Genomic DNA, 19,474 nt, shown 5'->3' on the forward strand with positions numbered 1-19,474 from the left:
TACATCAACAGAACTCTCATCCCGTCAATGCCGCCAGCCAACCAAATCCAACGTCACCGCCAAACCCAATCAACCAACTCAACGGACGAACCAACCTGCCGCTAGCAGCGTCGCCGCCCTCGTTGTGGCGCCATATAGACCCCATCATTCCAAACTGTCAACGATCATTCCATACTTTTTCCAAAAATTCTTTCCACAGGCCAACAAACAAAAAGAGCCGCTCTAAAAGCAGCCCTTTATATAAGTGTCCATTCCGCTTCAGGTGGAGAGCCACCCCATCCGGTCCGCCACATCATTCGCAAGTGCGCGCACCCGCGTGCCCATGTCCTCTATAATATCGGCGCGCGCCTCTGCAGCCATCATGGACAGGGCGATACCGGCAGCAGGATGGAACGGGCGATCACAGATCGCAGCCCCGATGCAGAACATGCCCTCACGCAACTGGCCATTATCGAGTGAATAGCCTTTTGCTTTCGCCTCAACTATCTCCGCCTCCAGCACCTCGAGCGAAGGCGCACTGGCCGGTGTAATCAGGTCTGGCCATTCCGCTGGCAGGTGACGCGCCAATTCCTGTGGCGACATCGCCGCCAACATGGCCTTACCGGTCGCCGTAAAGACGGCGGGAACCTGCATACCGATGCGGAATGTGATTCCCAGCGGCGCTGTCGAGTTGCGGCAAGACAGATAGATGACATCCGGCCCTTCAAGATGCGAAAGCGTCAATGTATGGGCTCCAAGCCCGTCCGCCTCCGCAACCGCCTCATGAAACGCATCGACAATGTCGCTGCCTGCCATAAATACATTGGCCCAGCGCACCGATTGCGACCCCATTGTGAAACTTCCGTCGCTGTTGAGCTTTAAAAGCTTGAGATGAACCAGCGTCTGGCAAAGTCCGTGCACACTGCTTTTCGGCAGGCCTGTCCGGCGCGCAAGATCGGAAAGCTTGAGCCCGTCCACTGATCCCTTGCCGCTTTCCTGCGCGGATTTAGCAATCTGATCCAGAATTTGTGCCGCGCGCATAACCGCTGGCACCAGTTTCTGGGAACTCTCCTCGTTGCTCACCGTTTTCGTCATAGCTTTGCCATTCACCCGATAGACTGCCTGATTAACTGTTTGACTTTGGTTATCACGGCCTGTTTAATTCAAAATATCGTAAGCTGTTCAATATACTGAACATGCTTTCTCTGCAAGACTGGGATGGAAATCAATATGCTCGCTTTGAAAGACCCTTCGCTGCTCAAATCGCAATGCCTTGTTGACGGGCGCTGGATAGACGCCACGGACGGCGCCAAGATCGACGTGACCAATCCGGCAGACGGTTCGGTCATCGGCACGGTTCCCTCCCTGTCTGTCGCGACCATCAAGGAAGCCATCGACGCCTCCGCAAAGGCTTTCCCGGCATGGGCCGCCAAGACCGCCAAGGAGCGCACCGCGATCCTGCGCAAATGGTTCGATCTCATCGTTGCCAATGCCGATGACATTGCTCTTATCATGACGTCCGAGCAGGGCAAGCCGCTTGCCGAGGCGCGCGGCGAAGTTCTTTATGCGGCATCATTCATCGAATGGTTCGCAGAAGAAGCAAAGCGTGTTTATGGCGACACCATCCCTGCCCCGCAAGCCGGGCAGCGCCTGACTGTCATCCGCCAGCCTGTCGGCGTGACGGCAGCGATTACCCCATGGAACTTCCCGGCGGCGATGATTACCCGCAAGGCAGCACCTGCACTTGCCGCTGGCTGCACCATGATCGTGCGCCCTGCCGACCTCACGCCACTGACTGCCCTTGCGCTTGGTGTTCTCGCTGAAAAGGCTGGCATTCCGGCTGGCGTTCTGCAAATCGTCACCGGCAAGGCGCGTGAAATCGGCGCCGAACTGACAAGCAATGATATTGTGCGCAAGCTGTCCTTCACCGGATCGACGGAAGTTGGCCGTCTGTTGATGGCGCAGTGTGCCCCAACCATCAAGCGCATCTCGCTTGAACTTGGCGGCAACGCGCCATTCATCGTGTTCGACGATGCTGATCTTGATGCAGCCGTCGATGGCGCCATGATCTCCAAATACCGCAATGCGGGGCAAACCTGTGTCTGCGCCAACCGCATCTATGTGCAGCGCGGGATTTACGACAAGTTCGCCGAAAAGCTCGCGGCCAAGGTCAAGGAACTCAAGGTCGGCAACGGCACCGAGCCGGGCGTAGTCATCGGCCCGATGATCGAGCCGAAGGCTATTACCAAGGTCAAGGCACATATTGACGATGCCGTATCCAAGGGCGCAAAGCTCATCACCGGCGGCAAGGAACTGGGCGGCCTGTTCTTCGAACCCGGCGTTCTGACGGGCGTAACCCCAGACATGATAGTCGCAAAAGAAGAAACCTTCGGCCCATTGGCACCGCTTTTTGCCTTCGACACGGAAGAAGAAGTCATCGCCATGGCCAATGACACGATCTTCGGTCTGGCTGCTTATTTCTACACGGAGAATTTCAGCCGCGCGATCCGTGTCAGCGAAGGACTGGAATACGGCATGGTCGGCCACAATACCGGGCTCATTTCCAACGAAGTCGCGCCGTTTGGCGGCGTGAAGCAGTCGGGCCTCGGTCGTGAAGGCTCCAAATACGGCATCGAGGAATATCTCGAAACCAAATATATCTGCAGCGCCTACAAGCGTTAAAAACTGCTGCTTCCGTACCGTTCCCAAGCTGTCCGGTGCAAAGCAGTATCAAAGAAGATGGCGCGCATTGTTCGTGCCATCTTTTTTATTTATAGACGGTGCAACCGCTAATATGGCTCTCGCCTAAGATAATCCGGAAAATATATGCTGCGCCGCCTTTACGACTGGACGATTTCGCTTGCCGCAAGAAAATCCGCCGAATGGTGGCTTGCCATCATCGCCTTTGTAGAAAGCTCCGTCTTTCTTGTCCCTGCCGACATCCTGTTTCTGCCCATGGCGCTTGCCCGCCCCGAACGCGCCTGGCGCTATGCCTTCATCGCGACGGTTTCGTCTGTCCTCGGCGGCATTGCAGGCTGGTATCTCGGCTATCACGCCTATGAGCAGATCGCCAAACCGGTGCTCGAAATGTACGGCAAGCTGGACGCGTTCGAGCAGTTGCGCGGTACGACCAGCGCCGACACCATTTTGTTGATGCTGATCACCTCCGGCCTTGCGCATCTGCCACCAATCAAGGTGGTGACAATCCTGTCAGGTGCGGCTGGCATCAATATCTGGCTCTTTATCGCGTCGGCTATCGTGGCGCGCGGCGCGCGCTTCTATTTTCTGGCCTGGCTGCTGCGCCGATATGGCGAACCGATCCGCGATTTCATCGAAAAGCGCCTCGGTCTGATCGCAAGCCTCGTGGCCGTGGCCTTGATCGCCCTCTTCTTCGCTGTGAAATATCTTCACGCCTGAAGGGTTCGCCCAAACTCGGTCAAAATAAATTGCTTGGAGACAAGCCAGCTATTTGCCTTAAGAATAAGAAAGCCTTTTCAAGGAATTCCATATGGCGTTTGCACTCACTAATCCGGTCGGCAAAGTTCAGGCATGGACCGCAGGGATCATGACAATCGGCCTTGCCGCGACTGTCGGCACGGCGCTCGGCTTCGAGCACCTCGCAGGCTTCATGCCCTGCAAACTCTGCCTCGAAGAGCGTACACCTTATTATATCGGCGCCCCGGTTCTGGCTGCAGCCTGGCTCTCCTATGGATTGAAATGGCCGCCGATCCTGACGCGCGGGCTCATTCTAATCGGCGCGCTTTTAATGACTTATGGGCTGGCCCTGGCCGTTTTTCATACGGGCGTCGAGCTTAAATACTGGCCCGGCCCGACGGATTGCAGCGCAGCGACGATGAAAGTCACGCTCGATGCGGGTAGTCTCCTAAGCGATCTCAACACGCATCCTCCTGCATGCGACAGCGCGCCGGGCCACTTCCTCGGCTTGTCCTTTGCCGGATGGAACGTCGTCGCAAGCCTGCTCTTTGCAGCTATCGGCTACTACGGTGCTTTTGCGAAAAGTGGGAAGTAAGAGCGAAAAACTGTAGGGCTGATTCTTCTTTTATCGCATGTTGTTATCGCAAAACCGCTGCGCACTTTTGCGCAACATGCTTATGGCTCCAGTTCGACATCCCAATAGAGAAAATCGAGCCAGCTATCGTGCAGATGGTTGGGCGGGAAAAGACGGCCGTTATTGTGCAGGTCCTGCACGGTCGGCGTAATCGGCTTCTGGCGCGGCCACATATGCGCGACGGCGGGCATCATGCCGCCCTTGCGCAGATTGCATGGTGAGCAGGCGGCGACCACATTTTCCCACGTCGTCTCGCCGCCATGGCAACGCGGGGTAACGTGATCGAAGGTCAGGTCATGCGGCGAGCCGCAATACTGGCATTCAAAACGATCACGCAGGAAGAGGTTGAAGCGGGTAAACGCCGGATAGCGCGGCGGCTTCACATAATCCTTCAGGCAAATTACGCTCGGAACGCGCATGGAAAAAGATGGCGATGAAACGATGTGATCGTATTCCGCCACGATATTCACACGTTCGAGAAACACCGCCTTGATCGCATCCTGCCAGGACCAGAGCGACAGGGGATAATAGCTGAGCGGACGGTAATCAGCGTTCAGAACCAGCGCGGGCAAGCCACTGGTCGAGACGGTTCTGGGTGAGACGGCAACAGTCAAGGGCGCACCTCCTTCAGAGCAACTCCGAAAAAGGGCGAAATGGCTCTCCATGCGGAATTGCGCTTTCATCGAAGCGCCGCGCGTCCATCTGGGCGCAACAACGACGCTCCAACCTCATGAGGACGGGACTGCAATCAGCAGAAAATCAAGCTTCCGCGAATCGAAATTCCGTCATCAGCCGATACGGATAATGTAAGCCCGACGTGACAGGATTGTGAAGCGGAAACGCATTTACGCTTCGGGAAACACGCAAGTTTTACAGAAGCATCTACAGAAGCGGCGCAGCCTCGCGTCCCTTGATCGCCGCATAATAAGCCCAGAACAATCGCGCCGCCACACCGCGCCATGGCGCCCAGTCTTCCGCCAGCTTGCGAAGGGCAACAGCATCGGGCCGGATCTCATGGGCAAAGGCGTGGCCAACAGCCGTCTGCAAGGCCACATCGCCAGCCGGAAACACATCCGGATGACCGGCGGCAAACAGAAGATAGACCTCCGCCGTCCATGGGCCGATGCCCTTGACCGCCGTCAGGGCTGCGATTGCTTCCTCGGCAGGCAGCTCGCAAAGCCCGTGCAGGTCGAGGCCACCTTCGGCAAGCACTTGCGCAACTGCCAGAAGCGTTCTCTGCTTGGGACGCGAGAGACCAGCAAAGCGCCAGGCGTCCTCCCCGCCCGCAATATAGGTTTCGGGCGTCAGCGGATCGATGGCCTGTTTCAGCCTCGCCCAGATCGCGGCGGCACTGGCGGTCGAAACCTGTTGCGCGACAATGATGGAAGCCAGACTTTCAAATCCGGGTTCGGACCTACGCAGCGGCACCGCATGGGAGCGGCTGCGAATATCGGCCAGCCGAATATCGGCAATAACCAGAGCTTCCAGTCCTGCCTCAATGTCGCTCAATGTATCGATCCGCCGCATCGCACAGCCTTTCATTCTCTCGGTACACAACGTACCAATGGAATCAGATGACATTCAACTGACAACAAGCTGCCATGACCGCACCCGTGTTCCGCTTTGCTCCCAGCCCCAATGGCCAGCTCCATCTCGGCCATGCCTATTCCGCGCTTTTGAACGCGGATATGGCCAAACAAGGCGGCGGCCGCTTCCTGCTGCGCATGGAAGATATCGACACGGCGCGCTGCACACCCGCGCTGGAACAGGGCATTTACGACGATCTGCGCTGGCTGGGCCTGACATGGGAAACCCCTGTGCGCCGCCAGTCGGAACATTTCGGCGAATATCGCAACGCCCTCACCAAACTTGCCGACAAGGGGCTCGTCTACCCCGCTTTCCTCAGTCGGGGTGAAGTTCGCGAGCGGATCGGCGAAGCTTTCGCCAAGGGCAAGGACTGGCCTTCCGACCCGGACGGCACACCGCTTTATCCGCAAGGCGAGCGCGATCTGACCGAAAAGGAACAAATGGAACGTATCGCCTCGGGCATGTCCTATGCCTGGCGGCTCAATATGGAGAAAGCGCTCGACGTGGCTGGCGAAGCGCTCTTCTGGAACGAAAGCGGCCAAGGCCCGGATGGCGAGGCCGGGCGCATTGCCGCCGCCCCCGCCCGCTGGGGCGACGTGGTGATTGCACGCAAGGACACGCCGACCAGCTATCACCTTTCCGTGGTGGTGGACGATGCGTTGCAGGGCATTACCAATGTCGTGCGCGGGCATGATCTGTTTCACGCGACCTCCGTACACCGGCTGCTGCAGAGGCTTCTCGGCCTGCCCGAGCCGCTTTATCATCACCATGATCTGGTACTCGGCGATGACGGAATGAAACTGTCGAAGAGCCGACAGGATACGGCACTTGCATCATTGCGTGAGCAAGGCTTTACGCTCCATGATATTCGAGCCAAACTGTCATTATAAAAGCTATTTTCGCCGCAGCGTCACAGATGATGTGCCCTCGCCCCGATTGACGAAAGCGCACCAAAGCGGTTCAAAGGCAGCATGATAGCTGGCACTGAAGAGTGCCGGTGGTGGATTTGTTTATTTTGAAGGAGGCATAGCCATGGTTTCTCAGAAAGCCGGTAATTACGTTGAGATTGAAGGCTTGCGCGTTGCCCCTGAACTGGTGGAGTTCCTGGCCACGGAGGCCGCGCCCGGCACCGGTGTGGAACCGGAAAAGTTCTGGAAGGGCTTTGCCGCCATCATCCGCGATCTCGCACCGAAGAATCGCGCCCTCCTCGCCAAGCGTGACGACCTGCAGGCCAAGATCGACGCCTGGTACAAGCAGAATCGCGACAAGGGCTACACGCAGGCCGATTACCAGCAGTTCCTGAAGGATATTGGCTATCTCCTGCCGGAAGGCGGGGAGTTTTCGGTTTCGACCACCAATGTCGATCCGGAAATTACCCATATCGCAGGCCCGCAGCTTGTCGTCCCGGTCATGAATGCCCGCTATGCGCTGAACGCCGCCAATGCGCGCTGGGGTTCGCTCTATGATGCGCTCTACGGCACCGATGCTATTTCCGATGCCGACGGCGCGGAAAAGGGCAAGGGCTACAATCCGAAGCGCGGCGAAAAGGTCATCGCCTGGGCGAAAAACTTCCTCGATGAAAGCGCGCCGCTTGCCACCGGCAAATGGGCCAATGTCGCCGGTCTCGCCGTCAAGGACGGCAAGCTTGAAGTCAAGCTCACCGACGGTTCGGCAACGGCGCTGAAGGATGAAAGCCAGTTCAAGGGCTATAATGGCGACGCCGCCGCCCCGACCAATGTGCTGCTGGCCAAGAACAACATGCATGTCGATATCGTCGTCAATGCGGACCACCCGATCGGCAAGACCGATCCGGCCCATATTGCCGATGTTGTTCTGGAATCCGCCGTCAGCACGATCCAGGATTGCGAAGATTCGATTGCTGCCGTCGATGCGGAAGACAAGGTTGCTGTCTATCGCAACTGGCTTGGCCTGATGAACGGCAAGCTGGAAGACACGTTCGAGAAGAACGGCAAGCAGATGACGCGCCGCCTCAACGGCGACCGCACCTACAAGGCTGCCGATGGCTCCGACCTGACCCTCAAGGGCCGTTCCCTGATGCTGGTTCGCAACGTCGGCCACCTGATGACCAACCCGGCGATCATCGATGCCGAAGGCCATGAAGTGCCGGAAGGCATCATGGATGCAGCCTTCACCAGCCTGATTGCGCTGCACGATATCGGCCCGAACGGCCGTCACATGAATTCGCGCGAAGGTTCGGTCTATATCGTCAAGCCGAAGATGCACGGGCCGGAAGAAGTGGCATTTGCCAATGAAATCTTCACCCGTACCGAAGAACTGCTTGGCATGAAGCCGAACACGCTCAAAATCGGCATCATGGACGAGGAGCGCCGCACCACGGTCAACCTCAAGGAAGCGATCCGCGCCGCCAAGGAGCGTGTCGTCTTCATCAATACCGGCTTCCTCGACCGCACCGGCGACGAAATCCATACCTCGATGGAAGCGGGTCCGATGATCCGCAAGGGCGACATGAAGCAGGCCGCCTGGATCAGCGCTTATGAACAGTGGAATGTCGATATCGGTCTTGAATGCGGCCTTTCCGGCCATGCGCAGATCGGCAAGGGCATGTGGGCCATGCCTGACCTGATGGCTGCGATGCTGGAACAGAAAATCGCCCATCCAAAGGCTGGCGCGAACACCGCATGGGTGCCGTCGCCGACTGCTGCCACCCTGCACGCGACCCACTATCATCAGGTGGACGTTGCAGCCGTTCAGGAAAAGCTGACGAGCCGTCCGCGCGCCAAGCTCGACGACATCCTGTCAGTGCCGGTCGCAACCCGTCCGAACTGGACGCCGGAAGACATCCAGCACGAAATCGACAACAACGCGCAAGGCATTCTCGGCTATGTCGTGCGCTGGGTCGATCAGGGCGTTGGCTGCTCGAAGGTTCCGGACATCAACAATGTCGGCCTGATGGAAGACCGCGCAACGCTGCGCATCTCCGCACAGCACATCGCCAACTGGCTCTATCACGGCGTCGTTTCGCAAGCACAAGTCATGGAAACCATGAAGCGCATGGCAGCCGTCGTCGACAAGCAGAACGAAGGCGATGCCCTTTATCGCCCGATGGCTGCTGACTTCGACAAGTCCATCGCGTTTCAGGCTGCCTGCGATCTGGTCTTCAAGGGCCGCGAACAGCCGAACGGTTACACCGAGCCAGTCCTGCATCGCCGTCGTCTGGAGCTAAAAGCTCAGGGGTAATTCTTTTCACTTGCAAGTAATCGAAAACGGCGGGAGAAATCCCGCCGTTTTCTTGTTCAATAAGGCTCTGAAATGACCCTTCTAATCCGCCACGCGACAGAAACCGATCTCCCTGCCTTGCTCGCCATTTATAATGATGCGGTAGAGAACACGCTCGCCATCTGGAACGAAACCCTTGTCGATCTGGAAAACCGTCGCGAATGGCTCAAAGCCCGTAATCGTGACGGCTTTCCCGTTCTGGTTGCCGAACGGGAGGGACAGGTCGCAGGCTATGCAAGCTATGGCCCGTTCCGCCCTTTCGAGGGGTTCCGCCATTCATCCGAACTCTCTGTCTATGTGGCAAGTGACGCACGCGGCGGCGGTATCGGCCGCACACTTCTTGCCGAGCTCGTGGAAGAAGCACGCGAGCGCAAAGTCCATGTGCTCGTGGCAGGCATCGAAGCAGGCAATGCCGCATCCATCGCGCTGCACAAATCGCAGGGTTTTACCGATTGCGGTACGCTGAAACAGGTCGGCCAGAAATTCGGGCGCTGGCTCGATCTGACATTCATGCAGAAGATACTCTAGGCTCAATAGAAAGCGCAGCGGGTTATTGCCCTGCTGCGCTTTTTTTGTTTATACAAGCGTATTCGCAAGGACCCGGTGAAAGCCCGGGTGGCTCTTCTGGCCGCCTATCCGCCAGACAACGCAACAACATCCCCCATTTTTACAATCGGCCATGTTGAGACAGACATTTCTGTCTGTTTTCTATTTGCGGAAAATTCAATGACACGTCTTGCTGCCTACCGCCGCGAGTGGTTCTCCAATATTCGCGGCGATATTCTTTCCGGCATCGTCGTAGCACTTGCCCTTATCCCGGAAGCCATCGGCTTTTCGGTCATCGCTGGCGTCGACCCCAAGGTCGGCCTCTTCGCCTCTTTCGCCATTGCCTGTGTTTCCGCCTTCACTGGTGGACGTCCCGGCATGATCTCTGCTGCAACCGCTGCAACTGCTGTGGTGATGGTCTCACTCGTCAAGGAACACGGGTTGCAATATCTCTTTGCTGCCACGATCCTGATGGGCATTTTACAAATCCTTGCAGGCTTCCTCAAACTCGGGCGCCTGATGCGGTTTGTATCGCGCTCGGTCATCACCGGCTTCGTCAATGCCTTGGCGATCCTCATTTTCATGGCGCAGCTTCCGGAACTCATTCATGTTCCGGTTGAGACCTACTGGATGATCGCAGGCGGTCTCGCCATCATCTATCTCTTCCCGCGCTTAACCAAAGCAATCCCCTCGCCGCTCGTTGCCATTGCCGCGCTCACCACGCTTGCATGGACAACCGGTATGGATCTGCGCACGGTTGGCGATCTCGGTGAATTGCCATCTGCATTGCCGATCTTCGCGCTTCCACAAGTACCGCTGACGCTGGAAACGCTGCAGATCATCCTGCCTTATTCGATCACGCTGGCAGCAGTCGGCCTGCTTGAATCGTTGATGACTGCCCAGATTGTCGATGACATGACGGATACCAACAGCAACAAAAGCCAGGAATGCATTGGTCAGGGCACCAGCAATATTGCATCCGCCATGATTGGCGGCATGGGTGGTTGCGCCATGATCGGACAGTCGGTGATCAATGTGTCGTCCGGCGGTCGCGGCAGGCTTTCAACCTTTGTGGCTGGTTCTTTCCTGCTGTTTCTCATTCTCGTTCTCGACGATCTGGTGCGGATCATTCCGATGGCCGCTCTGGTGGCCGTGATGATCATGGTGTCGATTGGCACCTTCTCATGGCGCTCGATCCTCGATCTGCGCCGCAACCCGCCATCCTCCTCCATCGTCATGCTCGCAACCGTCGTGACAGTGGTTTCCACCCATGATCTGGCCAAGGGCGTTCTGGTTGGCGTGCTGCTTTCCGGCGTGTTCTTCGCAGGCAAGGTCGCAAAGATGTTCCGCGTGATCGAAACCACGAGCGAGGATGGAACCGAGCGCACCTATACCGTTCAGGGCCAGATCTTCTTTGCCTCGGCACAAAACTTCATTGCAGCTTTCGATTTTTCATCGCCTGCAAAAAGGGTAACGATCGATGTCAGCCATGCCCATCTGTGGGACATCACCTCGGTCGGTGCGCTCGACAAGGTGGTGCTGAAATATCGTGCCAGCGGTACGGATGTTTCGGTGATCGGCTTTAATGAAGCAAGTAGCGATATGATCGACCGCTTCGCTGTCCATGATAAGGCAATCGGTGCCGCAAAACTGGCGGTACACTAGAGCATGTCTCCCAAAAGTGGGAACCGGTTTTGGGACAAAGACATGCTTAAAAACAAAGAACAAGGGCCGCTTTCGCGGCCCTTTTTTATCAGTTCGGCTGTGGAACGGCAGTCCCGGTCGAAAGCTCTGTCAGACCGATATCACCTTCTACCTGATCGCTGCGGGCCATCAGGTAGAGGCCGAGCACAGAGGTCAAAACCGCGATGAACACCAGATACCAGGCATGCGCCATCGGGTTGACCGCCAGAAGCGAAGTTACGATCACCGGCGTCAAACCGCCAAAGACCGCATAGGAAACATTGTAGGAAAACGACAGACCCGAGAAGCGAACCGGCGCCGGGAATGCGCGCACCATTACATAAGGCACCGCGCCAACCATGCCGACCGAAAGCCCCATCACCGCATAAAGCGCGAACAAAACTGGCAGGGAAACCGCTGCATAAGTGTAGAAAACGAAAGTCGCTACACCGAAGAAAATGCCTGCAACCGCAAAGAAGCGGCCGCTGCCAATGCGGTCGACAATCGCGCCGGCACTCACCGTTCCGAACATCAGGAACAGCGTGCCGAAGCTTGTGGCGGCAAGCGACTGCAAAGGCGTGTAACCATAGAGTTTCTGCAGAAACGTCGCCGTCATCAGCGTGGTGACGACGATGCCTGCCGACAAGATCCATGTCAGCAGCACGGAAATGACAACGCCATGCATGTAGTTGCGCAGGACGGTGCCAAGCGGCAGCTTGTCTTTCAGCAGATGGCTGTTCTTCATCTCGGTGAAGATCGGCGTTTCCGCCAGCCAGCGGCGCAGATAAACGGCAAGCAGGCCGAAAATACCGCCGATGAAGAACGGAATGCGCCATGCATAGGCGGATAGTTCTTCCGGTGTGAAAATCCAGTTGATGGCGGTGGCGATCAGCGAACCGATCATGATGCCAAGCGTCAGGCCCGAGCAGAGAAAGCCACACGCCATACCAACACGATTGGCAGGCACATGCTCCGCCACAAAGGTCCATGCGCCCGGAACTTCACCGCCAATGGCAGCCCCCTGCAACATGCGGAAGATGATCAGCAGGATCGGCGCGCCAACGCCAAGCGTTGCATAGGTTGGCAGGCAGGCCATGGCCAATGTCGAGATAGACATCAGAAACACCGAGAAAGCGAAGACGCGCTTGCGGCCGAACTTGTCGCCGAAATGCGCCAGCACGATGCCACCCACCGGGCGCACCAGATAGCCTGCTGCGAAAATGCCGAAAGTCTGGATCAGCACCAGCCAGTCCGGCATGTCGGGCGGAAAAAACAGATGTCCGATAACGCTCGCAAAAAACACGAAGATGATGAAATCATAAAACTCCAGCGCGCCGCCAAGGGCCGAAAGGCCAAGCGTGCGGAAATCCTGCCGGTTCAGCGGACGGGGACTGTTGCTTGCATGGAGATTCGCCGATGCCATCGATCCGACTCTTTCTATCGCATCGGCCCGAAATCGTGATCGATTTTCGGAAAGCTCAATGCGTGGTTTCAGAAGTTCAGAGCGTCCCTTCTGCACCCAATGGGCGCGCGGCGCTCTAATCGTTTACTTGCTTGAGCCCGATCATTTCGGGTGGGTTTTAATGCGCCAAATGCGCTTGTACTGCAAGACTTGACTTCCAGATGCCGATTCTTATTTTAGAATTATTCTAAACTTTGGATTCCCGAAATGCTGAGCCGATTCTTTCGCACCGACCGCCGCCCTTTCGATTCGCTTTCCGAACAGGAAATTCTGGCGCTCGCCATCTCCTCCGAAGAGGACGATGCGCGCATCTATCTCGCCTATGCCGATGGCTTGCGCGACGAGTTCCCGCAATCGGCAAAAATCTTCGAGCAGATGGCAGCGGAAGAACACGGTCATCGCGATGCGCTGATTGAACGGCACAAAGCTCGCTTTGGCGATCGGATTCCACTGATCCGCCGCGAGCATGTCAGTGGTTACTATGATCGCAAGCCGGATTGGCTGGTGCGTCCGCTCGGCATCGACAAGGTGCGCGAAGCCGCATCGGAGATGGAGGAACAGGCCTATCGATTCTATATCGAAGCCGCCAAGCGCGTCAGCGATGCCGACACCCGCAAACTGCTGGGCGACCTTGCCCAGCAGGAAAAGCAGCACGAAGCCAAAGCTGAATCGCTGGAACACACGCTGACACCAGGCGATGTGCAGGATGAGGAACGCGCCGCCGAGCGCAAACAGTTCATCCTCACCTATGTCCAGCCCGGACTGGCGGGGCTGATGGATGGTTCCGTCTCAACGCTTGCCCCAATCTTCGCGGCCGCCTTTGCAACACAGGATACGTGGCAGACTTTTCTCGTTGGCCTTTCGGCCTCGGTCGGCGCCGGTATTTCGATGGGCTTCACTGAAGCGATCCACGATGACGGCAAGCTGTCCGGCCGCGGCTCACCGATCAAGCGTGGTCTGTCCTGCGGTATCATGACGACGCTGGGCGGCCTCGGCCACACCCTGCCCTATCTGATCAAGGATTTCTGGACCGCGACAAGCATTGCTGCGATTCTGGTCTTCTTCGAACTCTGGGCCATCGCCTTCATCCAGAACCGCTATATGGAAACACCATTTTTGCGCTCGGTGCTTCAGGTGGTTCTGGGTGGTAGCCTCGTGCTGGCGGCAGGTATCCTGATCGGGAACGCCTGATCAGTAAACATCTTATATTGCTTACAAATAATATAAATCCAATAATATCAGCATATTGACAATGGAGAAGTAGATTTAATAGGCTTTGGACAAATACATGTTGGGAGGGCGCATGAAAATCAAAAGAAATAAAAAAGGCTACTGTTACAGTAGCCTTCTAGAGCGTCGGGGGTCCGTCACGAACGAGCGTGCTGCCGACCGATTCCCGACGTTTCACCAAAAAGTATATTGATAGTAACAAGCCATGTCAAGATACCTTTCTTCTGTTGAAGTCGCCTCAATCAGCACATTCCTTTCAGCGCCGCGCTTAGGAACATATCTAGCAATCACTCGTTCACACACATCCGAAGATGCCATCGAACTCCATCAAGCAACAATGAGTCTCGGCATAGCAATCATGGCCGTCACCGGATTGATCGAAGTGAGCTTGCGCAATGCAGTTTGCCACGAATTGGACAATGCGCTGCAAATAAACGGGTGGCTAAGAAGTCCGCCGCGATCGCTCAAATGGTCTGCGCTCGAAGTGTATGCAATCAAGAAAGCCGAACAACAGGCCCGTCGAGCGATTTATTCTAAAATGACCAATGCAGACAAAGTGGCGTTAGACGCCTTGGCGTTCCCCAATGGGGTGCCTGCCGGTATAAAACACCGTAAATTGGCGGAGAAGCGTCAAGCGAGTATAAATCCTGTTTCAGATGGTCAGATCATTGCACATTTAACAATGCACTTCTGGAAAAGGCTCTTTTCAGAGAATTACGAACAGACACTATGGAAAAGAGCTTTAAAGAAGATTTTCCCTAATAAAACACTCACACGAGCGATGATCGCCTCTCATCTTGAAGCTATTTATGAAGTTCGTAATCGGCTTGCACATCATGAGCCCGTGTATGGAAGTCGACTGGAAGCGATACTAGAATCAATTGATTTTATGACTCGAAATTTTGGCAGCGTGAAACCGAGTGCCGAAACGCCCTTAGCCAAACTTATTCTACCTCAGCGTGATATTCTTGCAGGACAGGTGGCGATCTTTAAGGCAACGTTTGATCGGCTCACATAAGTCAAGCGCCTTTTGACACATAAAAGGCTTCGGCCTAGCTACTCAGCATTGCCTTCGCATCCTGCGGTCGGGAAATCGGTTCCTCGAAAGTCTCGATCGCAATGCGGGCTTGTCGGGAAACAGTGACGAAGCTGTTTGCCGGTACGGCCATCCAGTTGGCGGCCTCACCGTCCAGCGGCTCGGACACCACACATACACCGGACGATCCGCCCAGCGTCGCCGTATAAAGCGTCGGCGCAAAGGCATCGGTGGCATAACGAATGGCATAAAGCTGGTTGCCGTCAGAAAATGCCGCTGTCAGCCGCAGAAATGGCGGCACTCCGCCGCGAACCGCTTCCTCAACGACCGTTGCCACCATGCGCTTCATCGCCAGTATCGGATCATTGTCGAGGCCAAATTCCAGCATCAGCAGAAAAATCAGCTCCGAATCGGTTGCGCCATGTTTGCGACCGTAGACCTCATCGCTCAAGTGACTTTCCAGCCTGCGGCGCAGCCGGTCGAAATGACCGATCTGGCCATTATGCATGAAGCTCCAGCGCCCGGAAACGAAAGGATGGCAGTTGGAGCGGCTGGTCAACCCGCCGGTCGAGGCCCGCACATGCGCAAGGAAAAGGCGCGACCGGATCTGTCGCGCCAGACTGCCGAGATTCTGATCGGACCAAGCGGGCAGAATATCCCGATAAAGACCCGGCTCGTCTCGATGGCCATACCAGGCGACGCCGAATCCGTCGCCATTGGTACGTGTTTTGGCTTCATGCGCATCGTGGCTTTGCGCCACGAGCGAATGGCAGGGAGACGATATAACGTCTTCCAGATAGGTTTCCGGTCCGAGATAGGCGGCCCAACGACACATTTGCGATCCGGTGTTTACCGGCCCCGGTTGTGCGTCCGCTCATAAAGCTGGCGAACGATTGTGCTCGCCGTCTTCTCGAACAAAAATGGCAAAATTGCATGGATCAGTGCTGCGAATGCCGCACAAAAAAGCTTGAACGAAAAACGACCGGCAAAGGCCATATGTTCGAAATAGGTTTCGTCAACCGACTGAGGGTGCTCGGTGAAGAGGCGTGTGATGCGTGTGGTCATTGGAAATACTCCCGTCAATGAGTAATTTGTTCCCGTTTAGCCAGCGCCATAAGCACTGTTATAGAAAATCATTTTAGCAAAAGCAGACGAGATGAAATCTCAATTTGTCCTTGATAATTGATATTTTATGAGACATTTATCTCAATATGAAGCTCATCTTGGACGAAATTGATCGCAAAATATTGGATGAACTGCAGATCGACGGTACCTTGTCCGTTGATTCTCTCTCCGAGCGCGTGCATCTTTCCCGCAACGCCTGCTGGCGTCGCGTCAAGCGCATGGAAGACGAGGGCATCATCAAGGCGCGCGTCGCTTTGGTCGATGCCGAGATGGCAGGGTGCGGACTTTCCGTCTTCATCCTTGTACGTACATCGAGCCACGACCCCCAATGGCTGACGAAATTTCGCACGGCCATGGGCCGTTATCCGGAAATCGTGGGTGTTTATCGTATGACCGGCGATCTGGATTACGTGCTGAAGGCACGCGTTTCCGATGTCAAAGCCTATGACCGCCTCTATCAGCGACTGATCGCCAGCGTTCCGCTGTCAGATGTTTCGGCTTCATTCGTCATGGAAGAGATCAAGGAAACGACTGCGGTTCCGCTGAAGGAATGACAGTGCAATCCCCCGCCAGACGCCTTAGTGCCGGGCCATTTCGCGACAGCGCGTGGCGCAACGCTCGCAAACCTCAACGCATTTTTCCATGCCACCAACCTCGCGACAGGATTGCGCACAAGCTTCACAAATCTTCGCGCAGGCAGCGCAAGTTTCGCGATGCAGGGGCGTATCCAGCAACATGACGTGAGCCGCCGTCCGGCAAGTTTCCACGCAAGCCAGCATGATCCGAAAATGTTTCGGCTCGACATGCGCGCCACCTTCTTCCAGGCAGTGGCTGGAGGCCGTGTCGAGACAAACCCGATAGCAATCCAGGCAGACATCGATACATTTATTCATTTCAGGGCTTGGCATTTTCAAATCCTCATTCTTGAAACACGAAAGTCCAACAGGTGAATGATTGATTTGTTCCATAAGGGCACTGGACCGGTTTTCATGCCAGACAGACTAATTGCCGGTGCAAATTGCATGACCCTGTGCCGTACTATCATTGCAAAACAGCAAATAGGCGGTACACCTTTCATTGGTTTTCACGTATGAGCGTCGCCAATTTAAAGCGCATCCTGAAAAGTGTGAAACGGCTTTCAGACAAGATGCGCGATGAACCAGTGTCTCGCAGGCCAACTGAATTCTTGCAGGAAAGGCTCCCTCATGACCGCAGTATCTTCTTCCGCGCCAACGCTCGGCATCATCCGCCTCGAACATGCGAAAGGCCTTGAACTCCCGGCCTATGAGACATCAGGTTCGGCTGGCATGGACCTGCGTGCGGCCGTTGCCGAAGACCGCCAGATCGTTCTCCTGCCGGGACGCCGCACGCTGGTGCCGACAGGGCTGATCTTCGAAATTCCGGAAGGTTTCGAGGTACAGATTCGTCCGCGCTCGGGCCTTGCCTTCAAGAACGGTATCACCTGCCTCAACACGCCCGGCACCATCGATTCCGATTATCGCGGCGAGGTGAAGGTTCTTCTCATCAATCTCGGCGATGACGATTTCCGCATCGAACGGGGCATGCGCATTGCGCAGGCTGTTTTCGCGCCGGTCGTTCAGCCGCAGATTGAAGAACGCGCCGAGGTGACCGATACGGCGCGCGGCGCTGGCGGCTTCGGTTCGACCGGCACGGCATAAACGGACAACTCGCACGCAAAAGCCCGGCTGAGCCGGGCTTTTTATTGCCTGTTTTTTTACTGCGTCAGCGCCGCGCGCTGACAAAGAACGCCGGTGACCTGAACATCAGCCTCACCCAGTTTGACGCCGAGCAGGTCGAGAATTCCGAAAACAAGATTGTCGATCAGAGGCGCTACCGGGGTCAGCAAGACTCCCACCAGCCCCACCACATCGCCCAGCGGCAGCTTGATTATTCCCAGCAGATTGAGGTCTATTTCCATATTCTTGAGAAGGGAGCTCGAAAGAGAAGACACCAGGTCACTTGAGTAAGCAGCCTTGATCCTTTTATTCTGTATATCACTGTAGTTGAATGACAGGGAATTCGTCTTTTCTCCCAGTTTTACTTCAGCTTTTGCTTCAAGATCGATAAGATCAACTTGAATTCCTAAAAGATACAGCTTCGCTTTTGCTATTTTCGCTCGGCTCACGGAGGGCTTTCGGTTCAAATCATAAAAGGAGGAGCCGGTTTCTCCAAGGTAGATACCAGCGATACCGGGTTTTGCTGCAATCGTAACATTGGCGCTTGTCGGGCCTGATGGACAACTTATACTCTTGAGTTCCCCTTCGCCCGAAGCAATATCGACTGCTAACGGCAGATTGAGATTAAGAAGTTCAACGCCAAGTAATTTATTGCCCGATTGCCCCCCGACGCCGATACCGAGTTTCAGTCGAATCTGAGCGGTACGAACAAAAGAGCCTGCTGCGCCAACTCGGAAAAAAGGAGTGTTCAGCGGCGGTTCTCCCACCAGCACCTCCAATGTAACACCCAGTAATCCCGGGACATTCAATCCTTTGTCGATCTTGACTTGATGCTTGCCTCCAATCATGACCGCTGCAGAAACAAGCTGCAGAACATTCGCGGTTATGTTGTATCCGGCTCCAGAGCCTATTGAGGCATTCGCCAGCGACCCAAGCCCCAGCAGCTTACCGACCGGCAGTTTCGTAGCCAGTGCAACGGCATCCTTGCCCAGAATACCGAGTGCTGCTTTCGCCGTTGGATTGTTCGTCACCACTTCGGCCAACACATTTGCCAGCATGCCGACTGAAACATCCGTGTTCAGCAATTGGTCATAAGTACCAGCCGTCAGCCCTACTTTGGGAGCAAGCTTATCCAGAAAACCGAGCAGGTTGATATCAGTTGCCGCAAGTGCATTGTAATCAACAAGCTTCAGATTGAGAGTGGTCCCCAACAGGCCACCGAGAAGTCCGTTCAACACACTCTGATCGGTATTCAGGCTCAACAGTCGCGAACCGATCGAAAATGCCGCCTCGGCCTTTGTGGCCGCCATGCCGGTAGCGCCGAGCGCCGGTCGATTGATGAATGCCTGGCCAAAATAAAGATTGCCCGGACGTGCCAGCCGGACGCGAACCGCATCGGGGCTGGCCCCACCAGCCACGAAACGGTTTTCGACAGCGCGGTTCTTGTCGGGAAAATAGTTGCCCTTTTCCACCCATACGCGGGTCTTGTTGTCCGTCTTTCCGTTGACGATTGATGGGTCGTAAGCGCCTGTCATCAACACCGGATCAAGACCGTTCGCCCGCAATTGCCGCAGCACCGAATCATTGGCTTGCGAAAGAGAAGCCGCTCCGGCGACGGCAGCAAAATCAGCCATGCTCTGTAGCTGGCGGCGCTCCAAAAACAGCGAACTCGTGTCCACGCTGAAAGCTGCAATCGCCAGAAACAGTGGAGAAACCAGCGCCGCCATCGTCGCCAGATTACCGCCCCGCGCATGCAGGAAACGTGATACCAAACCCCGCATATCTTATGCCCCCAGCCCCTG

General features: G+C 55.8%; 20 protein-coding genes and 1 other annotated feature. Of the genes, 13 read left to right on the plus strand and 7 right to left on the minus strand.

Going from position 1 to position 19,474, the window contains the following annotated elements:
* Nucleotides 1-226: hypothetical protein (locus ACYSN1_RS18260; protein WP_461726990.1), on the plus strand; the 226-nt coding region annotated here is incomplete at its 5' end.
* A gap of 32 nt (nucleotides 227-258) precedes the next feature.
* On the opposite strand, the gene ACYSN1_RS18265 is transcribed toward ACYSN1_RS18260, so the two are convergent.
* Nucleotides 259-1,074: an IclR family transcriptional regulator gene (locus ACYSN1_RS18265; protein WP_461726991.1), complete on the minus strand. Its 816-nt coding sequence runs from the start codon at nucleotides 1,072-1,074 to the stop codon at nucleotides 259-261.
* A 135-nt stretch (nucleotides 1,075-1,209) separates the two neighbouring features.
* On the opposite strand from ACYSN1_RS18265, the gene ACYSN1_RS18270 reads away from it, so the two are divergent.
* The 3 genes from ACYSN1_RS18270 (at nucleotide 1,210) to ACYSN1_RS18280 (ending at nucleotide 4,009) form a co-directional block, all read left to right on the plus strand.
* A complete protein-coding gene (locus ACYSN1_RS18270; protein WP_461726992.1) occupies nucleotides 1,210-2,661 on the plus strand; it encodes an NAD-dependent succinate-semialdehyde dehydrogenase in 1,452 nt (483 codons plus the stop codon).
* Nucleotides 2,662-2,805: 144 nt separating this feature from the next.
* Nucleotides 2,806-3,396 (plus strand): YqaA family protein, encoded by a 591-nt coding sequence (locus ACYSN1_RS18275; RefSeq protein ID WP_461726993.1) that lies wholly within the window; start codon nucleotides 2,806-2,808, stop codon nucleotides 3,394-3,396.
* A gap of 91 nt (nucleotides 3,397-3,487) precedes the next feature.
* Complete coding sequence (locus tag ACYSN1_RS18280) at nucleotides 3,488-4,009, plus strand: disulfide bond formation protein B (RefSeq protein ID WP_461726994.1); 522 nt, start codon at nucleotides 3,488-3,490, stop codon at nucleotides 4,007-4,009.
* Nucleotides 4,010-4,089: 80 nt separating this feature from the next.
* On the opposite strand, the gene ACYSN1_RS18285 is transcribed toward ACYSN1_RS18280, so the two are convergent.
* A complete protein-coding gene (locus ACYSN1_RS18285; protein WP_461726995.1) occupies nucleotides 4,090-4,662 on the minus strand; it encodes an HNH endonuclease in 573 nt (190 codons plus the stop codon).
* A 268-nt stretch (nucleotides 4,663-4,930) separates the two neighbouring features.
* Complete coding sequence (locus tag ACYSN1_RS18290; RefSeq protein WP_461726996.1) at nucleotides 4,931-5,575, minus strand: DNA-3-methyladenine glycosylase family protein; 645 nt, start codon at nucleotides 5,573-5,575, stop codon at nucleotides 4,931-4,933.
* Nucleotides 5,576-5,649: 74 nt separating this feature from the next.
* Here ACYSN1_RS18290 and gluQRS point away from each other — a divergent pair, with 74 nt between their 5' ends.
* From gluQRS to ACYSN1_RS18310, 4 genes are all read left to right on the plus strand, one after another.
* A complete protein-coding gene (gene gluQRS, locus ACYSN1_RS18295; RefSeq protein ID WP_461726997.1) occupies nucleotides 5,650-6,525 on the plus strand; it encodes a tRNA glutamyl-Q(34) synthetase GluQRS in 876 nt (291 codons plus the stop codon).
* 142 nt (nucleotides 6,526-6,667) lie between these two features.
* Entirely contained in the window at nucleotides 6,668-8,854 is a 2,187-nt protein-coding gene (locus ACYSN1_RS18300) for a malate synthase G (protein WP_461726998.1), read from the plus strand.
* A 72-nt stretch (nucleotides 8,855-8,926) separates the two neighbouring features.
* On the plus strand, nucleotides 8,927-9,421 hold the full coding sequence (locus tag ACYSN1_RS18305; protein WP_461726999.1) for a GNAT family N-acetyltransferase: 495 nt from the start codon (nucleotides 8,927-8,929) through the stop codon (nucleotides 9,419-9,421).
* Nucleotides 9,422-9,486: 65 nt separating this feature from the next.
* Nucleotides 9,487-9,542 (plus strand) — a sequence feature (sul1 is cis-regulatory element that is thought to sense ions involved in sulfur or methionine metabolism; They are found in Alphaproteobacteria).
* Nucleotides 9,543-9,619: 77 nt separating this feature from the next.
* Complete coding sequence (locus tag ACYSN1_RS18310; RefSeq protein ID WP_461727000.1) at nucleotides 9,620-11,104, plus strand: SulP family inorganic anion transporter; 1,485 nt, start codon at nucleotides 9,620-9,622, stop codon at nucleotides 11,102-11,104.
* An 88-nt stretch (nucleotides 11,105-11,192) separates the two neighbouring features.
* On the opposite strand, the gene ACYSN1_RS18315 is transcribed toward ACYSN1_RS18310, so the two are convergent.
* The gene (locus tag ACYSN1_RS18315; RefSeq protein WP_461727001.1) at nucleotides 11,193-12,545 is read right to left on the minus strand and encodes an MFS transporter; all 1,353 of its coding nucleotides are present in this window, start codon (nucleotides 12,543-12,545) and stop codon (nucleotides 11,193-11,195) included.
* Between the two features lie 246 nt (nucleotides 12,546-12,791).
* Between ACYSN1_RS18315 and mbfA the strand changes: the two genes are divergently transcribed.
* Together mbfA and ACYSN1_RS18325 are read left to right on the plus strand one after the other, a co-directional pair.
* Nucleotides 12,792-13,775 (plus strand): iron exporter MbfA, encoded by a 984-nt coding sequence (gene mbfA / locus ACYSN1_RS18320; RefSeq protein ID WP_461727002.1) that lies wholly within the window; start codon nucleotides 12,792-12,794, stop codon nucleotides 13,773-13,775.
* 244 nt (nucleotides 13,776-14,019) lie between these two features.
* Nucleotides 14,020-14,832, plus strand: coding sequence for an Abi family protein (locus ACYSN1_RS18325; protein ID WP_461727003.1), 813 nt, complete (start codon nucleotides 14,020-14,022; stop codon nucleotides 14,830-14,832).
* A 34-nt stretch (nucleotides 14,833-14,866) separates the two neighbouring features.
* On the opposite strand, the gene ACYSN1_RS18330 is transcribed toward ACYSN1_RS18325, so the two are convergent.
* Nucleotides 14,867-15,685, minus strand: a complete 819-nt coding sequence (locus ACYSN1_RS18330) for a class II glutamine amidotransferase (RefSeq protein WP_461727004.1) — start codon at nucleotides 15,683-15,685, stop codon at nucleotides 14,867-14,869.
* A gap of 14 nt (nucleotides 15,686-15,699) precedes the next feature.
* Nucleotides 15,700-15,915: a DUF6356 family protein gene (locus ACYSN1_RS18335; protein ID WP_006473246.1), complete on the minus strand. Its 216-nt coding sequence runs from the start codon at nucleotides 15,913-15,915 to the stop codon at nucleotides 15,700-15,702.
* 146 nt (nucleotides 15,916-16,061) lie between these two features.
* On the opposite strand from ACYSN1_RS18335, the gene ACYSN1_RS18340 reads away from it, so the two are divergent.
* From ACYSN1_RS18340 to dut, 3 genes are all read left to right on the plus strand, one after another.
* Nucleotides 16,062-16,529, plus strand: a complete 468-nt coding sequence (locus ACYSN1_RS18340; protein WP_461727005.1) for an Lrp/AsnC family transcriptional regulator — start codon at nucleotides 16,062-16,064, stop codon at nucleotides 16,527-16,529.
* A gap of 27 nt (nucleotides 16,530-16,556) precedes the next feature.
* Complete coding sequence (locus tag ACYSN1_RS18345) at nucleotides 16,557-16,925, plus strand: hypothetical protein (protein WP_461727006.1); 369 nt, start codon at nucleotides 16,557-16,559, stop codon at nucleotides 16,923-16,925.
* Nucleotides 16,926-17,180: 255 nt separating this feature from the next.
* Nucleotides 17,181-17,654: a dUTP diphosphatase gene (gene dut / locus ACYSN1_RS18350; RefSeq protein WP_461727007.1), complete on the plus strand. Its 474-nt coding sequence runs from the start codon at nucleotides 17,181-17,183 to the stop codon at nucleotides 17,652-17,654.
* A gap of 56 nt (nucleotides 17,655-17,710) precedes the next feature.
* Here dut and ACYSN1_RS18355 read toward each other — a convergent pair whose 3' ends face one another.
* On the minus strand, nucleotides 17,711-19,453 hold the full coding sequence (locus ACYSN1_RS18355; protein ID WP_461727008.1) for a pilus assembly protein TadG-related protein: 1,743 nt from the start codon (nucleotides 19,451-19,453) through the stop codon (nucleotides 17,711-17,713).
* Nucleotides 19,454-19,474: the final 21 nt, after the last annotated feature.

Source organism: Brucella sp. LJL56, assembly GCF_054871705.1.

Bases quoted from the DNA above. Each gene is read 5' to 3' on its own strand.
- ACYSN1_RS18265 (WP_461726991.1), bottom strand. From the start codon at position 1,074: ATGACGAAAACGGTGAGCAACGAGGAGAGTTCCCAGAAACTGGTGCCA.
- ACYSN1_RS18270 (WP_461726992.1), top strand. From the start codon at position 1,210: ATGCTCGCTTTGAAAGACCCTTCGCTGCTCAAATCGCAATGCCTTGTT.
- ACYSN1_RS18275 (WP_461726993.1), top strand. From the start codon at position 2,806: ATGCTGCGCCGCCTTTACGACTGGACGATTTCGCTTGCCGCAAGAAAA.
- ACYSN1_RS18280 (WP_461726994.1), top strand. From the start codon at position 3,488: ATGGCGTTTGCACTCACTAATCCGGTCGGCAAAGTTCAGGCATGGACC.
- ACYSN1_RS18290 (WP_461726996.1), bottom strand. From the start codon at position 5,575: ATGCGGCGGATCGATACATTGAGCGACATTGAGGCAGGACTGGAAGCT.
- gluQRS (WP_461726997.1), top strand. From the start codon at position 5,650: ATGACCGCACCCGTGTTCCGCTTTGCTCCCAGCCCCAATGGCCAGCTC.
- ACYSN1_RS18300 (WP_461726998.1), top strand. From the start codon at position 6,668: ATGGTTTCTCAGAAAGCCGGTAATTACGTTGAGATTGAAGGCTTGCGC.
- ACYSN1_RS18305 (WP_461726999.1), top strand. From the start codon at position 8,927: ATGACCCTTCTAATCCGCCACGCGACAGAAACCGATCTCCCTGCCTTG.
- ACYSN1_RS18310 (WP_461727000.1), top strand. From the start codon at position 9,620: ATGACACGTCTTGCTGCCTACCGCCGCGAGTGGTTCTCCAATATTCGC.
- ACYSN1_RS18315 (WP_461727001.1), bottom strand. From the start codon at position 12,545: ATGGCATCGGCGAATCTCCATGCAAGCAACAGTCCCCGTCCGCTGAAC.
- mbfA (WP_461727002.1), top strand. From the start codon at position 12,792: ATGCTGAGCCGATTCTTTCGCACCGACCGCCGCCCTTTCGATTCGCTT.
- ACYSN1_RS18325 (WP_461727003.1), top strand. From the start codon at position 14,020: ATGTCAAGATACCTTTCTTCTGTTGAAGTCGCCTCAATCAGCACATTC.
- ACYSN1_RS18330 (WP_461727004.1), bottom strand. From the start codon at position 15,685: ATGTGTCGTTGGGCCGCCTATCTCGGACCGGAAACCTATCTGGAAGAC.
- ACYSN1_RS18335 (WP_006473246.1), bottom strand. From the start codon at position 15,915: ATGACCACACGCATCACACGCCTCTTCACCGAGCACCCTCAGTCGGTT.
- ACYSN1_RS18340 (WP_461727005.1), top strand. From the start codon at position 16,062: ATGAAGCTCATCTTGGACGAAATTGATCGCAAAATATTGGATGAACTG.
- dut (WP_461727007.1), top strand. From the start codon at position 17,181: ATGACCGCAGTATCTTCTTCCGCGCCAACGCTCGGCATCATCCGCCTC.
- ACYSN1_RS18355 (WP_461727008.1), bottom strand. From the start codon at position 19,453: ATGCGGGGTTTGGTATCACGTTTCCTGCATGCGCGGGGCGGTAATCTG.